This is a genomic window from Parvibaculum indicum (genome assembly GCF_011762095.1).
Lineage (GTDB): Bacteria > Pseudomonadota > Alphaproteobacteria > Parvibaculales > Parvibaculaceae > Parvibaculum > Parvibaculum indicum.
This window is the reverse complement of sequence record NZ_JAASQO010000002.1, coordinates 25,617-38,512: the sequence shown is the minus strand read 5'-3', so window position 1 is coordinate 38,512 and position 12,896 is coordinate 25,617. Positions and strand designations below refer to the sequence as shown.

The window sequence follows — 12,896 nt, the reverse complement described above, 5'->3', positions numbered from 1 at the left end:
CCCAATCCGTATTCGTATTGAGAGTGATCTGTGAGATGGGGCTATGCAATAACAAAGTGAGCCTTGATTTACGAAGTTGATTTCCCCAACGCCTTTTTCAATGCCGCTTCCACTTCTGGGGCGTTCGGTTTTGTCGTGCTGGCGAACCAGTCCACGAGCTTGCCGTCCTTGCCGATGACGTATTTGTAGAAGTTCCAGCGGGGTTTGGAGAGGAAGCCGCCTTGCTTGGCCAGCCATTGGAAGAGGGGATGAGCGTCGCCGCCCTTCACATGCACTTTTTCGGTGAGCGGGAAGTCGACGCCGAAATTGATCTCGCAAAACTGCGCGATTTCGTCGCCTGAGCCCGGTTCCTGATTGGCAAAGTCGTTCGAGGGCACGCCCAGCACGACGAGGCCGTCATCCTTGTGCCTCTGCCAGACCGCTTCCAGCTCCTTGTATTGGGGCGTGAAGCCGCATTTGGAGGCGGTGTTGACGATCAGGAGCGGGCGGCCCGCAAATTCGCTCAAGGGCATCGGCTTGCCGTTCAGGCTCTCGAACTCGAAGTCATAGGCGGTTTTGTCGGACTTGTTTCCGGACATGGCAGGGCTCCTTCAGGCGGTAGCGCGTCGGGGATTGTTTCCGATAACATAGTGCAATCAATTATATTGTGCACAATTTAATTATCACAAAACTGTGAGCGCGGGAGGCCGCGGTCAGGCGGCGAGATGTGCGCGGAGCTTTTTCAGTTTCCGGCGGAGCGAGATGAGGTCGGAAAGGGGGAGGCCCGCTGCGACGGCGGCTTTTCCCGGGATCCTGGCCGCTTTCCGCTTCAGCGCGCGGCCCTCTCCTGTGAGCCGGATCAGGACCTGCCGCTCATCCACCGCACTGCGCGCGCGGGTGATAAGGCCGGCGGTCTCCAGCCGCTTCAGCAGTGGCGTCAGCGTACCGGAATCGAGATAAAGGCGGCCTCCCAGCGCGTTCACCGTCACGCCGTCCTCCTCCCACAGCGCCAGCATGGCGAGATATTGGGGATAGGTGAGGCCGATCTCGGCCAGCAGCGGCTTGTAGGCCTTGGTCATCAGGAGAGATGTGGAATAGAGGGCGAAGCAAAGCTGGTTGTCGAGCGCCTGTGGGTCTTCGGGTTGCGTCATCTCGGTTCCGCCTTTTGGGGTTGTTTTCCTCAATATGGGCGGAAATAACGATGACGCAATTGAATTGTGGGATGTTGTTAAATAGAGGTGTCGTCCCGGGACTTGTTCCCGGGACCCATTGGCCTTGCGGCAAGTGGATAAGCGAGTGGATCCCGGCAATGAATGCCGGGATGACAGCGGAGGAGGGCGGGGGAAGGCGTCCTCACGACCCGTCGAAGAGCGCGAGCGTGCGTTCGAGTGCCAGGTCGGCGGCGGCCTTGTCGTAATTGTTGCGGCGGTCTGAATTGAAGCCGTGGTCCGCGTCATAGACATAGACCTTCACTTCCGGGTGCTTGGCTTCCACCTCGCGCACCACTTCCATCGGGATCGAGTGATCCTTCTCGCCGAAATGGCAGATGGTCGGGCATTTCGGCATTTCGTCGATGAAGTCCTTGATGGCGCCGCCGTAATAGCAGGAGGCCGCGTCGAGGCCGGTTGCGCGGCAGGCCGCCACCCAGCTTACCGAGCCGCCATAGCAATAGCCGGTGATGAAGACCTTCTCGTTACCCTGTTCGCGCAGCTTGTCGATGCACATCTGCGTATCGAGCACCGTGTTCTCGTAGGAATTTTTGGCACGCAGGTCGAGCGAGGTCTGGATGTCTTCCTGGCTGTAGGTCGCCTTGAAGTCCTTCGACTGGCGGTCGTAAAGCTGGGGCGAGATCACGTCGAAGCCGCGCGCGGCATAGTCGTCGCAGAGATCCTTGATGTGATCGGTCACGCCGAAGATTTCCATGATGAGGACGAGGCCGGCCTTGCTGCCGCCCGGGCGGGTACCTTCCGCCTTCACGCTGTAGCAAAGGATGTCCGCGCCGTCGCCGCTTTTCAGCGTGATCATTTCACCCTTGTGAGCCATGTCCTCTCCTCCCTGGTCGTCTTATGAATGGTCCCGTTTCTGTATGAGGCCCTGGCCGATGAAGCTCATCACCAGCTCGCCATTCTGGTTCACGCCCTTGTTGAGGCTGCGCACGATGCCGAGACCGGGCCTGCTTTTGAGGTCGACCTTCTCGATCACCTCTGTCGAATAGGTCACCCTATCACCCACGCGCACCGGTGTCGGCCATTTGAGGTCGAGAAAGCCGGGGGAGGGGCCGCCGGGCGGACTGCCGTCGTCCGCGCCGTTGCGCGCCTTTTCCGCGATCCGGGTTTTCACCATCAGCTTCATCCAGACCGAGCAGGTGTGCCAGCCGCTGGCGATGAGCCCGCCATAGGCGCTCGCCTTGGCGGCTCCCTCATCGATATGGAAAGGCTGAGGATCGAATTTCGAGGCGAAGGAGATCATGTCGTCCGCCTCGAAGGTGTAGCTGCCGAGGTCGGTTGTCTCGCCGATGGCAATGTCTTCAAACCAGGGCATCAGGCACTCTCCCTGGAGGCGGGGTTGCGCAGGCCGATCATCATCCAGCCGGTCGAGATCATGCAGACCTCGTCCTTCTGGTTCATGACTTCCGACTGGAATTTGACGAGCCCCATTTCCGGGCGGCTTTTCGAGACGCGGGTTTCGAGGCAGGTCTGGCGTACATGCAGAACATCGTCGACATAGACGGGCTTGCGCCAGCGCACTTCATCCAGACCGGGAGAGCCCATGGCGGCGCTTTTCAGCAGGAAACCGTCGCAAAGCATGCGCATCAGCATGGCGCAGCTATGCCAGCCGCTGGCGCAAAGGCCGCCCAGGATGGAGGCTTCGCCCGCTTTCTCGTCGAGATGAAAGGGCTGGGGATCGTAGTCCTTGGCGAAATCGACGATCTCTTCGCGCGTCACGTGCTTTTCGCCGAATTCGCGCGTCGTGCCCGGCTCGAAATCTTCCCAATAGAGTTCCGGCTCGCTCATGCCACCCTCTTAGTTTGCAAAGCGGAAATGCATCACGTCGCCGTCATGCACCACATACTCCTTGCCTTCGAGCCGCATCTTGCCCGCATCCTTCGCGGCCGTCTCGCCGCCTAGCGATACGAAATCATCATAGGCGATGGTTTCCGCACGGATGAAGCCCTTCTCGAAATCCGTATGGATGACGCCCGCCGCCGCCGGGGCCATGGTGCCGCGCGTGATGGTCCAGGCGCGGGTTTCCTTCGGGCCGCAGGTGAAATAGGTGATGAGGTCGAGCAGCGTGTAGCCCGCGCGGATGAGGCGGTCGAGGCCCGCTTCCTCCAGCCCCAGCGTTTCCAGATAGTCGGCGCGCTCCTCATTGGGGAGCTGCGCGATCTCTTCCTCGATGCGGGCGGAGATGACGACGGCTTCCGCGCCTTCAGCCTTGGCGCGTTCCATTACGCGCTCCGAGTGTTCGTTGCCGGTGCCGGCGGCCTCTTCGTCCACATTGCAGACATAGAGCACGGGCTTTGCCGTCAGAAGCTGAAGCATTTCCCAGGCTTTGCGGTCTTCCTCGGAGATTTTGCCGTCGGCCAGCGCGGTGCGGGCGGGGCGGCCGTCGCGCAGATAGCCGAGCGCGATCTCCACGAGGGCGAGGAGTTGCTTGGCTTCCTTGTCGCCGGTCTTGGCTTTCTTTTCGAGCGTGACGGTGCGCTTCTCCAGGCTTTCGAGGTCGGCCAGCATCAGTTCCGTTTCGACGATGTCGGCATCGGCCAGCGGGTCCACGCGGCCTTCGACATGGGTGACGTCGCCGTCTTCAAAGCAGCGCAGCACATAGGCGATTGCGTCTACCTCGCGGATATTGGCGAGGAACTGATTGCCGAGGCCTTCGCCCTTGGACGCGCCCTTCACCAGGCCCGCAATGTCCACGAAGGTGAGGCGGGTGGGGATGATCTCCTTGGACCCCGCCGTCTCGGCGAGTTTCGGCAGGCGCGGATCGGGCACCGCCACTTCGCCGACATTCGGCTCGATGGTGCAGAAGGGATAGTTCGCGGCCTGGGCGGACGCGGTCTGTGTCAGCGCGTTGAAAAGCGTGGACTTGCCCACATTGGGAAGGCCGACAATGCCGCATTTGAAGCCCATGATGAGGTCTCTCTCGTTACTCGTTCGGTTTTGTGTCGTTTGCCGGCCGGGCCTTTTTCGGCGGCTCGGGATGAACCGCCAGATGCACCTTGTTGGCAAAGGTCGCATCCTTGCCTTCCGCCAACAGGGGCGCCGCGTCCGCGATGGCATCCAGCATCGCGTCCAGCCAGTCGGTGTGCTGCGCCTTGGAAAAGTCGCCCAGCACGTAAGGCATCACGGCTTCCTTGCGGCCCGGATGGCCGATGCCGATGCGCACCCGGCGGAACTCCGGTCCGATATGCGAGGTGATGGAGCGGATGCCGTTATGCCCCGCCGCGCCGCCACCCGTCTTTATGCGGATCTTTCCCGGGTCGAGGTCCAGCTCGTCATACATCACCACCACATCGGCAGGCGAGAGCTTGAAGAAGCGCATCGCCTCGCCGACCGCGCGGCCGCTTTCGTTCATATAGGTGGTCGGTTTCATCACCAGCACCTTCTCGCCGGAAAGCACACCCTCCGAGACCATGGCCTGGAAGCGCGCGCGCTCGGGAGAAAAGGAATGGCGGCGGATGATCGCATCCGCCGCCATGAATCCGACATTGTGTCTGTTGCGGGCGTATTTCGCGCCCGGATTGCCAAGGCCGACAAGGAGCAGCATAGCGCCTCGCGCCCCCGGCCGCCGTTACTCTTCCGAGCCGGAAGAGTCTTCGCCGCCTTCTTCCGCCGCAGGCGCTTCTTCCCCGGCTTCGGCTTCTTCGGCCTCTTCCCCGGATTCGGCGGACTGCACGGCCGCGGGCGTTGCGATGGTGGCGATGGTGAAGTCGCGGTCGGCAATGGCCGGTTCCACCTTGGCCGGCAGCTTCACCGACGAAATGTGGATCGAATCGCCCATCTCGTAACCGGCGAGGTCGATTTCGATCGACTCCGGAATGGCGGAGGCGGGGCAGACCAGTTCGACTTCATGACGAACGACGTTCAGCACGCCGCCGGCCTTGAGGCCCGGCGAGGCTTCTTCGTTGATGAAGTGGACCGGGATCGCCACGGTGATGGTGGCGTTCTTGCCGAGACGCAGGAAATCGACGTGGATGATGAAGTCGCGCACCGGCTCCAGCTGCACATCGCGCGGAATGACATGTTCCTTCTTGCCGTCCACCTCGATGTCGAGCGTGTGCGAAAGGAAGGTGCCCGTGTGATAGAGCTTGGAAACCTCTTTGTAGCTGAGGTCGATCAGGATGGGGGACTTCTTGTCGCCGTAAATCACGGCGGGGACCCGGCCTTCGCGGCGGAGAGAACGAACAGCCCCCTTGCTGGTCTTCTCACGCGAACGGGCCTCGAGCTTTGTCGTCTCGGCCATTTCAATTTCTCCAATAAAAACGGGGCCTTAACGGCCCTCGATCAGGTCCGCATATCTCCTCCAGGGGTGTGGAAGTGCGGACAGGCCCGCCTTATAGCGCCGGAGAGCGGAAAACTCAACCAGCAGCGGGCGTTAACGGCGATAAGGGTAATCAGTCGAACAGGCTCGAAACCGAGCGTTCCTCGGCCGTGCGCAGCATCGCCTCGCCGATCAGCGGGGCGATGGAGACGACGCGGATATTGGAGGAGACGCGGACCGCTTCCGTCGCATGGATGGAATCGGTGATGACGAGTTCCTTCAGCGCGGAGGCGGAGACGCGGGCGACCGCGCCGCCCGACAGCACGCCATGCGTAACATAGGCGGAGACCTGCGTCGCGCCCTGGTCCAGCAGCGCCTGCGCGGCGTTGCAGAGCGTCCCGGCGCTGTCCACGATATCGTCGACCAGAATACAGGAGCGGCCCTTCACGTCGCCGATGATGTTCATGACCTCCGACTCGCCGGCGCGCTCGCGGCGCTTGTCCACGATGGCAAGGTCCGCGTCGATCCGCTTGGCGATGGCGCGGGCGCGCACCACGCCGCCGACATCCGGCGAGACGACCATCAGCTTTTCGCCGTCATAATGGCTCTGGATGTCGCTGGTCAGCACCGGCGCGGCAAAGAGATTGTCGGTCGGAATGTCGAAAAAGCCCTGGATCTGCCCGGCATGGAGGTCCAGCGTCAGCACGCGGTCGGCGCCCGCCGTGGTCACCAGATTGGCCACGAGCTTCGCCGAAATCGGCGTGCGGGCCTGCGGTTTGCGGTCCTGGCGGGCATAGCCGAAATAGGGCAGAACCGCCGTGATGCGTTTCGCCGAGGCGCGTTTTAGCGCATCGATGATGATCAGCAGTTCCATCAGATGGTCGTTGGCGGGGTAGGAGGTCGACTGGATGACGAACACATCCTCGCCGCGGACGTTTTCCTGGATTTCCACGAAAACTTCCATATCCGCGAAGCGCCGGACGACCGATTTTGTCAACGGCAGGTTGAGGTAGGCGGCAATCGCCTCGGCGAGCGCCCGGTTCGAGTTCCCAGCGACGAGTTTCATGGCGTTACCCCTGACCGCCGGTCAGGGAGTGTACCCCCGACGCGAGCCCCAACAGAAAATCGCCGCCCGGACACGACGCTTGATGACGTGACGTTCCGATGACGGCGCGAGCGCGTTTTAGCAAGGGGGCCGGAAGGTGTAAACATATGACCGGCCCCGTTTTCCATGCTTTCGTCAGCCCTGAGCGGCCTTTGCGGGCCCGGCGGGCGCCATGAGCTTCAGAATGCCCTCGGCGGCGGCGCGGGCGGCCTGCTCGGCAAGCGGGCCCCAATGCCCGGCAATGGCGGCGGCCGCGACGGCCCGGTTCTGGCGAACCTCGCCCAGCGTCTTGCCTTGCGGGCCCTTCAGTACCCAGCGGATGGAGACGTCGGTTTGCCCGTCATTGCGCGAGGCGGTCACGACTTCCCCCGTCACCTTGTAGGGGCCGTCCGTCATCTCTTCCGGGCGCTCTTTCAGCCGCTCGGCCAGCGCCTTTTCCATGGCGGAGGTCAGCGCCCGGTCGCCATCGCCGGGGGCCGGGGCGACATCGATGCGGAAGGGCGAGGCGGCGGCGAGCCTTTGTCCCGGCCCGCCCTTGCCGTCGGGTGTCGTCACCGGCAGGTCGGGCCTTATGCTGCCGGTTATGAGAGCGTCGTCCCCGGCTTCGTCCCCGGCCGGGGCGTTCGTCGCCACCATGCTGGTGGCGGAACGGGCCGGGGTCTTCCGGTTCGCCGCGTACCATTGCGCCAGCCGGGCCACGCTTTCGGCGGCAAGACGCTCCATATCCTGCTGCCGGACCCGTTCCCAGACGGCGGCGCCTGCGCCCTGTCCGTCATGCGAGGCGGCCTGCGCGGCGGCCGGGCCGGTGGCGCGCGCTTCCGTCACCACGCGATGGAGACGGGTATCCTCTTTTCCGTGGAGGTCGAGAACGGCGATCAGATAGACGCCTTCGAGACCCTGGCCGGCGCCCAGTGCGCCGCGCAGCGTGTAGTCGCCCCGGGCCGTGTCGGCGTCCAGCGGCAGCTTGTCCTGCCGGGCCTCGCGGGCGAGCAGGGTGCCGAATATCTGCGCGGCGGCTTCCGGCGTGTCGCGTACGGCGCGGATACGGATCGGGGCTGCCGGGTTGGCTTGTGCGGTGGCGGCGTTCTGCGGTGTGGGGGAGGCGGCGCCCGCGGGGGCGGCGTTGTCGACACAGGCGACAAAGACCATCAGCGCCAGCGCGCTCGCCATGCTGGCGCGGCGCGTGGCAGGCGAATTGTGCCTGCGCCGCTTGCGGCGGCTCCTGCCGATCCTGCTTCTGCTCGCTGCCGATGCGGCCACGCCGGTCATCCCCTCGATGTGCCGGGTGTCTCCCCTGTTCCCGAAGGAGGCGGCACATTCTTCAATCCGGTTTGAATCTTACCGCGATTCGGGGAAATTTTGCCGTTTGCCGCCTAGTCGGCGGGGCGCAGCATGATCGTCGAGATCTGGCGGCCGTAATCCTTCTCCGCCCGGTGGACCGCGCGGCGATAGGAAAAGAAGCGCTTTTCCTCCTGATAGGTGCAATGGCCGGTCACCGCGACGCCGGCGAGGTCGGCCTTGTGCAGGCGCGCTTCCACATATCCGGGCAGGTCGAACATGAAATGCCCGTTCCGTTCGGAGGGCTGGAACCATTCGGCATTGGCCGGATCGGCGTCCATGAAATTGTCGTGGAACTCCGGCCCCACTTCATAGGCATCGAGCGAGATGCAGGGGCCGACCGCCGCGACGATCCGGTTGCGCTGTGCGCCGCGCTTTTCCATCTCGGCGATCGTCGCTTCCAGCACGCCGGAAAAGGCGCCCTTCCAGCCGGCATGGGCGGCGCCGACGATACGGGCCTGCTTGTCGGCAAAAAGAACCGGCGCGCAATCGGCGGTCAGGATGCCCAATGCGATCCCGGCGCGGTCGGTCACCATGGCATCGGCTTGCGGGGCTTCGCCGGGCGCCCAGGCTTCCTCCACATAGACGCATCTGGCGGAGTGGACCTGATTCAGCGAGATAAGCTTTTCGCTGTCCCCGTGAAGCGAAGTGGCCACACGTTTGCGGTTCGCCGCGACGGCCTCCTTCTTGTCGTCGGAGCCGAAGCCGCAATTGAGCGAGGCATAGATGCCCTTCGACACGCCGCCTTCGCGGGTGAAGAAACCGTGCCGGAGATGCGTCGCCACCTCCATGGCCTTGGCGGTCACGGGGCGGGTTGCAGGCGTCGTTTCGGATGACGTCAAACGAGTGGACATGGGCTTTACTCCATTTGCCACGAAGGCACGCGGGCCGGTTCACGAACCGGTAAATCCAGCCGGCGGTTCCGCGCCGGCCGGGAGCAGTCCCAGCACCTTGAACAAGCTGCCCATCTGGTCCGGCGCGGTCAAGCGCTGGAGTGCCGTTCCGATGTCGCGGATCTGGTCCGGCGAGGCCGTGCGGGCCAGCGCCTCGGCCCGCGCCTGAATGCCGAGTTCGGCGAGAAAACGTCCCTGTTCGACCGGCCCGAAGGTTGCGCAGCCGCCTGCCTTCGCGGCCGCCGCGATGGTTTCGAAATCGACATGCGCCGTAATGTCCGCCTCGCCGGGATTCTCCAGCGGGTCGGCAAAGCCGTGGCCCCGCATGGCCTGGAGCGTGTCGCCCGCCGCGCTTCTGGCATGGCCGTAGTCGATAATGAGCGCGGCGCCGCCCTGGTCGGCGATGCGCGCGGCGATCTCCTGAGCGATGGCGGTGGAGGCGGGGGAGAGTTCGGCGATGCTGCCTTCCGGTGCGCCGCGTGCGCCTTGCGGGATCGCGCTTTCGTCCTTCAGCGGCACGGGCGAGAGCGCGAAGGCGAAACGGGGCGCCTCGGCGCCGGCGCCGTCCGCCAGCGCCACATGCCGTTCGCACCAGCCTTGCGCGGTTTTCACGAATTGCCGGACGGGCAGCGCATCGAAGAACTCGTTGGCGATGAGGAAGGTCGGGCCCTCCGGCACATCCGCGAAGCGGTCATGCCATGACGCATCGGGCACGCGGGCTTCCTGTTCCGCGCGCAGCGCCGGGCTCGTTTCCACGAAATGCACATGCGCGGCGGCGGCCATGCCGGGCACGCTCTTCATGGCGCGCAGCGCGTCGGCCATCAGCGTACCGCGCCCCGGTCCCAGCTCGACGAGGCGAAAGGGAGAGGGCGTCCCCGTATCCGTCCTTTGGCGCATCCAGCAATCGGCAAGCCACAGGCCGATCAGCTCGCCGAACATCTGGCTCACTTCCGGCGCGGTGATGAAGTCGCCTTTCGCGCCGAGCGGGTCGCGCGTCACGTAGTAGCCGTGATCGGGATGACCGAGCGCAGCGCCCATGAATTGCGAGACGGTGATCGGTCCCGTTTCCTCGATCAGCCGGGCGATATGCAAGGCCAGCGGCGTCGGCGCGTCGCTCATTTGGTTTCTTTGGCAGGTTCGGTTTTCTTCGCGCCGCCTTTGCGCCATTCAAGGCCGAAGCCGCCCAGATAGGCAAAGAGCGCCAGCCCCAGCAACACCATCGGGGCGGAAAGCAGCATGCCCATGGTCAGCCAGTTGCCATAGAGGAAGCCCAACTGCTCGTCGGGCTGGCGGAAGAATTCGACGAAGGTGCGCGCCGCGCCATAGCCGACAAGGAACAGGGCGGCGATGGTGCCCGGCTTCTGCAGGGCGTTCGTTTTGTGGGTGAAGAGGCGCAGCAGCAAAAAGAGGAGGAGGCCTTCCAGCGCCGCCTCGTAGAGCTGGCTCGGATGGCGGGGCAGGTCGCCCGCTGGGCAGAAGCCGCCATGCTCGAGCGCGATGCGCTGGTTGCAGAAGATCACGCCCCATGACATTTCGGTCGCGCGGCCCCAGAGTTCGCCATTGATGAAATTGGCGATGCGGCCGAAGAAGAGGCCGATAGGGGCGGCGGCGGTCACCAGGTCCAGCATGGTGAGGGGCTGGATCTTCCGGGAGCGCGAGAAGAGCCACATGGCCACGATCACGCCCATCGTGCCGCCATGGAAGGACATGCCGCCATGCCAGACCTTCAGCGCGTCGAGCGGGTGTTCCCAGTAGAAGGCTGGATTGTAGAACAGCACATAGCCGAGGCGGCCGCCGAGAATGACGCCGAGCGCGGCCCAGAGCAGCGAATCGTCCACCATCTCCCGGTCGAGCGGCGCGGGGCCTTTCCACAGGCCCGGCGTTTCCACCATGGAGACGATGTAGCGCCAGCCCAGAACGAGCCCTGCGATATAGGCCAGCGCATACCAGCGAATGGCGACGGGGCCCCATGAGATCAGCACGGGATCGATATCGGGAAAGACGATGGCGGCGCTGTGCATGGATTTCGGTCCGGCTGGGTGGGGCGGGCGGCGCTAGTTTGACTTCGGGCGTGGCCGAGTCAACCTCGGCTCCCTATCTATGGGGAAGGCGCGTCAAATAGCGGGGTTCGCAGGACGCCGCCTGCAAGTTAGAGTGCCCGCCACCCTGAACGGAGCCAGAGCCATGACGCAGACCCAGAACAAGATTCTCGAAGAGATGAGCCGGTTTTTCACCAATGCCGCGGGCGCCGCTCAGGGAGTGCGCACGGAAGTGGAAACGGTGATCCGGTCCCAGGCCGAACGTCTCATCGCCGATATGGATCTCGTCCATCGCGAGGAGTTCGAGGCGGTGCAGGACATGGCCCGTCTGGCGCGCGAGGAAAACGAGGCGCTGAAGAAGCGGATCGAGGCGCTGGAAAAGGCGGCCAAACCGGCCGCGAAAACGGCGGCGAAGAAGCCTGCCGCCAAAAAGGCCGCCCCGAAGAAGAAACCCGCGGCCAAGACGGCCGAATAAGCGCGGTCTATCCCCAGCTAATTTCACTTGTCCCCAGTCTCCCCGGCTTTTCGACCGGGCGCGGGCTTGCGCCGACTCAAAGCATCGGGCACGGTTAATTTGTGTTTCGGGGCCGGGTCGTCCCCCATATATGGGGTGCCCGCGCCGCAGGGGACTGCGTTCGATGCGGGGACATATATGACGGGCTCTGTGCTTCAAGCCGACGATTTCGACGCCAATCCGCTCGATCTCCTTGAACAGGTAGCCTCCATACGCGACTGGTTTTTCGAGCGTAGTCACGAGGACGAGCTGAATATCTGCGTCGCGGGCGAGTGGCGCGACTATCAGATTTCCCTCAACTGGCGGACCGATCTGGCGGGGCTCCATATCGCCTGCGCCTTGGATGTGCGCGTACCCGCCGACAAGCGGCCTGCCATCCGTCATCTGCTGACCCTCATCAACGAGCAGCTCTGGTCCGGCCATTTCGACATCTGGTCGGAGGACGGGGTGATCCTGTTCCGCAATTCCCTGCTGCTCTGCGGCGGGGCGTCGGCGACACCGGAACAATGCGAAGCGCTGCTGCGTCTCGCGGTAGAGGCCTGCGAGCGCTATTATCCCGCCATCCAGTTCGTGATGTGGGCCGGCAAGACCGCCGAGGAGGCGATTGCCGCGGCCATGTTCGAAACAGAAGGTAATGCCTGAGAAATCGGGCCCAAGCGTCAGAGATAATCGTCATGGCAATCGATCTTGAACGTCCGCTGGTCCTTGTGGGGGCCGGGAAGATGGGCGGCGCGCTGCTCAGCGGTTGGCTCGATGGCGGCGTCGCGCCCGGACTCGTCGCGATCCGCGATCCCCACCTGCCCGACGAAGTCGCCGCGCTGGCGAAGGAACGCGGCGTGCGCCTCGATGCGTCCATCGACGATCTTGCCGCGCTGAAACCGGCCGCCGTGGTGCTGGCGGTAAAGCCCCAGGCCATGCCGGAAGTACTGCCGGCGCTTCGGCCCCTCGTTGCGCCGGAGACGCTGTTCGTTTCCATCGCGGCGGGCGTGGGAGCGGGCAGGCTCGACGAATTGCTCGGCGGCGGCGCGGCCATTGTGCGCGCCATGCCCAATACGCCCGCTTCGGTGGGGCGCGGCATCAGCGGCGCCTTTGCCAATCCGTGTGTGAGCGAGGCGCAAAAAGCGCTTGCCGACGGTCTTCTGGCGGCTGTCGGCGACGCCGTCTGGATCGAGGACGAGGCGCTGATGGACGCCGTCACCGCCATTTCCGGCAGCGGTCCGGCCTATGTCTTCCATATGGTCGAGGCGATGGCCGGGGCGGGCGTTGCGCTGGGCCTGCCGGAAGACACCGCGATGCGGCTTGCCCGCGCCACGGTAAGCGGGGCGGGCGAGATGCTGTACCGCTCCGACCTCGATGCCGGAACGCTGCGCCGGAACGTCACCTCGCCGGGCGGCACCACGGCGGCGGCGCTCGACGTGCTGATGGGCGGCGATGCGCTGAGCGAACTGATGAAGAAAGCCGCTCTGGCCGCGCGCGACCGGGGCCGCGAGCTGGGTAAGTAATCCCCACACCTCGTTTTCCGTTGGCTTCCCGACTATCCTCCT

General features: G+C 64.2%; 16 protein-coding genes. 3 read left to right on the top strand and 13 right to left on the bottom strand.

Annotated elements, in window-relative coordinates; all coding sequences use genetic code 11:
* Positions 1 to 68: 68 nt before the first annotated feature.
* The 13 genes from FHS78_RS02665 to lgt form a co-directional block, all read right to left on the bottom strand.
* Positions 69 to 578, bottom strand: a complete 510-nt coding sequence (locus tag FHS78_RS02665) for a glutathione peroxidase (RefSeq protein ID WP_167090066.1) — start codon at positions 576 to 578, stop codon at positions 69 to 71.
* A gap of 114 nt (positions 579 to 692) precedes the next feature.
* On the bottom strand, positions 693 to 1,130 hold the full coding sequence (locus tag FHS78_RS02660; RefSeq protein WP_167090064.1) for a MarR family winged helix-turn-helix transcriptional regulator: 438 nt from the start codon (positions 1,128 to 1,130) through the stop codon (positions 693 to 695).
* 202 nt (positions 1,131 to 1,332) lie between these two features.
* Positions 1,333 to 2,022 carry a dienelactone hydrolase family protein gene (locus FHS78_RS02655; protein WP_167090062.1) on the bottom strand — a complete coding sequence of 230 codons (690 nt, stop codon included), beginning with the start codon at positions 2,020 to 2,022 and terminating at the stop codon, positions 1,333 to 1,335.
* Between the two features lie 21 nt (positions 2,023 to 2,043).
* A complete protein-coding gene (locus tag FHS78_RS02650; protein ID WP_167090060.1) occupies positions 2,044 to 2,520 on the bottom strand; it encodes a MaoC family dehydratase in 477 nt (158 codons plus the stop codon).
* Positions 2,520 to 2,993, bottom strand: coding sequence for a MaoC family dehydratase (locus tag FHS78_RS02645; RefSeq protein WP_167090058.1), 474 nt, complete (start codon positions 2,991 to 2,993; stop codon positions 2,520 to 2,522). The genes FHS78_RS02650 and FHS78_RS02645 overlap by 1 nt, the downstream gene beginning before the upstream one ends.
* 9 nt (positions 2,994 to 3,002) lie before the next feature.
* A complete protein-coding gene (ychF, locus tag FHS78_RS02640; RefSeq protein ID WP_167090056.1) occupies positions 3,003 to 4,112 on the bottom strand; it encodes a redox-regulated ATPase YchF in 1,110 nt (369 codons plus the stop codon).
* A gap of 16 nt (positions 4,113 to 4,128) precedes the next feature.
* Entirely contained in the window at positions 4,129 to 4,749 is a 621-nt protein-coding gene (pth, locus tag FHS78_RS02635; RefSeq protein WP_167090054.1) for an aminoacyl-tRNA hydrolase, read from the bottom strand.
* Positions 4,750 to 4,773: 24 nt separating this feature from the next.
* Positions 4,774 to 5,445, bottom strand: a complete 672-nt coding sequence (locus FHS78_RS02630; RefSeq protein WP_167090052.1) for a 50S ribosomal protein L25/general stress protein Ctc — start codon at positions 5,443 to 5,445, stop codon at positions 4,774 to 4,776.
* A gap of 151 nt (positions 5,446 to 5,596) precedes the next feature.
* Positions 5,597 to 6,529, bottom strand: coding sequence for a ribose-phosphate pyrophosphokinase (locus FHS78_RS02625; protein WP_167090050.1), 933 nt, complete (start codon positions 6,527 to 6,529; stop codon positions 5,597 to 5,599).
* A gap of 174 nt (positions 6,530 to 6,703) precedes the next feature.
* On the bottom strand, positions 6,704 to 7,828 hold the full coding sequence (locus tag FHS78_RS02620) for a hypothetical protein (RefSeq protein WP_167090048.1): 1,125 nt from the start codon (positions 7,826 to 7,828) through the stop codon (positions 6,704 to 6,706).
* A 113-nt stretch (positions 7,829 to 7,941) separates the two neighbouring features.
* Positions 7,942 to 8,760, bottom strand: a complete 819-nt coding sequence (pgeF, locus tag FHS78_RS02615) for a peptidoglycan editing factor PgeF (RefSeq protein WP_246220324.1) — start codon at positions 8,758 to 8,760, stop codon at positions 7,942 to 7,944.
* 39 nt (positions 8,761 to 8,799) lie between these two features.
* A complete protein-coding gene (locus FHS78_RS02610; RefSeq protein WP_167090046.1) occupies positions 8,800 to 9,918 on the bottom strand; it encodes a class I SAM-dependent methyltransferase in 1,119 nt (372 codons plus the stop codon).
* Positions 9,915 to 10,820 (bottom strand): prolipoprotein diacylglyceryl transferase, encoded by a 906-nt coding sequence (gene lgt, locus FHS78_RS02605; RefSeq protein WP_167090044.1) that lies wholly within the window; start codon positions 10,818 to 10,820, stop codon positions 9,915 to 9,917. Before lgt ends, FHS78_RS02610 begins: the two co-directional genes overlap by 4 nt.
* A gap of 163 nt (positions 10,821 to 10,983) precedes the next feature.
* Here lgt and FHS78_RS02600 point away from each other — a divergent pair, with 163 nt between their 5' ends.
* The 3 genes from FHS78_RS02600 (at position 10,984) to proC (ending at position 12,854) form a co-directional block, all read left to right on the top strand.
* Positions 10,984 to 11,313 (top strand): accessory factor UbiK family protein, encoded by a 330-nt coding sequence (locus FHS78_RS02600; protein ID WP_167090042.1) that lies wholly within the window; start codon positions 10,984 to 10,986, stop codon positions 11,311 to 11,313.
* Positions 11,314 to 11,490: 177 nt separating this feature from the next.
* Positions 11,491 to 11,994, top strand: a complete 504-nt coding sequence (locus FHS78_RS02595) for a type III secretion system chaperone family protein (RefSeq protein ID WP_167090040.1) — start codon at positions 11,491 to 11,493, stop codon at positions 11,992 to 11,994.
* A 32-nt stretch (positions 11,995 to 12,026) separates the two neighbouring features.
* The gene (gene proC / locus FHS78_RS02590) at positions 12,027 to 12,854 is read left to right on the top strand and encodes a pyrroline-5-carboxylate reductase (RefSeq protein ID WP_167090038.1); all 828 of its coding nucleotides are present in this window, start codon (positions 12,027 to 12,029) and stop codon (positions 12,852 to 12,854) included.
* Positions 12,855 to 12,896: the final 42 nt, after the last annotated feature.

Coding starts and splice junctions, on each gene's coding strand:
- FHS78_RS02665 (WP_167090066.1), bottom strand. CDS start 578: ATGTCCGGAAACAAGTCCGACAAAACCGCCTATGACTTCGAGTTCGAG.
- FHS78_RS02660 (WP_167090064.1), bottom strand. CDS start 1,130: ATGACGCAACCCGAAGACCCACAGGCGCTCGACAACCAGCTTTGCTTC.
- FHS78_RS02655 (WP_167090062.1), bottom strand. CDS start 2,022: ATGGCTCACAAGGGTGAAATGATCACGCTGAAAAGCGGCGACGGCGCG.
- FHS78_RS02650 (WP_167090060.1), bottom strand. CDS start 2,520: ATGCCCTGGTTTGAAGACATTGCCATCGGCGAGACAACCGACCTCGGC.
- FHS78_RS02645 (WP_167090058.1), bottom strand. CDS start 2,993: ATGAGCGAGCCGGAACTCTATTGGGAAGATTTCGAGCCGGGCACGACG.
- ychF (WP_167090056.1), bottom strand. CDS start 4,112: ATGGGCTTCAAATGCGGCATTGTCGGCCTTCCCAATGTGGGCAAGTCC.
- pth (WP_167090054.1), bottom strand. CDS start 4,749: ATGCTGCTCCTTGTCGGCCTTGGCAATCCGGGCGCGAAATACGCCCGC.
- FHS78_RS02630 (WP_167090052.1), bottom strand. CDS start 5,445: ATGGCCGAGACGACAAAGCTCGAGGCCCGTTCGCGTGAGAAGACCAGC.
- FHS78_RS02625 (WP_167090050.1), bottom strand. CDS start 6,529: ATGAAACTCGTCGCTGGGAACTCGAACCGGGCGCTCGCCGAGGCGATT.
- pgeF (WP_246220324.1), bottom strand. CDS start 8,760: ATGTCCACTCGTTTGACGTCATCCGAAACGACGCCTGCAACCCGCCCC.
- FHS78_RS02610 (WP_167090046.1), bottom strand. CDS start 9,918: ATGAGCGACGCGCCGACGCCGCTGGCCTTGCATATCGCCCGGCTGATC.
- lgt (WP_167090044.1), bottom strand. CDS start 10,820: ATGCACAGCGCCGCCATCGTCTTTCCCGATATCGATCCCGTGCTGATC.
- FHS78_RS02600 (WP_167090042.1), top strand. CDS start 10,984: ATGACGCAGACCCAGAACAAGATTCTCGAAGAGATGAGCCGGTTTTTC.
- FHS78_RS02595 (WP_167090040.1), top strand. CDS start 11,491: ATGACGGGCTCTGTGCTTCAAGCCGACGATTTCGACGCCAATCCGCTC.
- proC (WP_167090038.1), top strand. CDS start 12,027: ATGGCAATCGATCTTGAACGTCCGCTGGTCCTTGTGGGGGCCGGGAAG.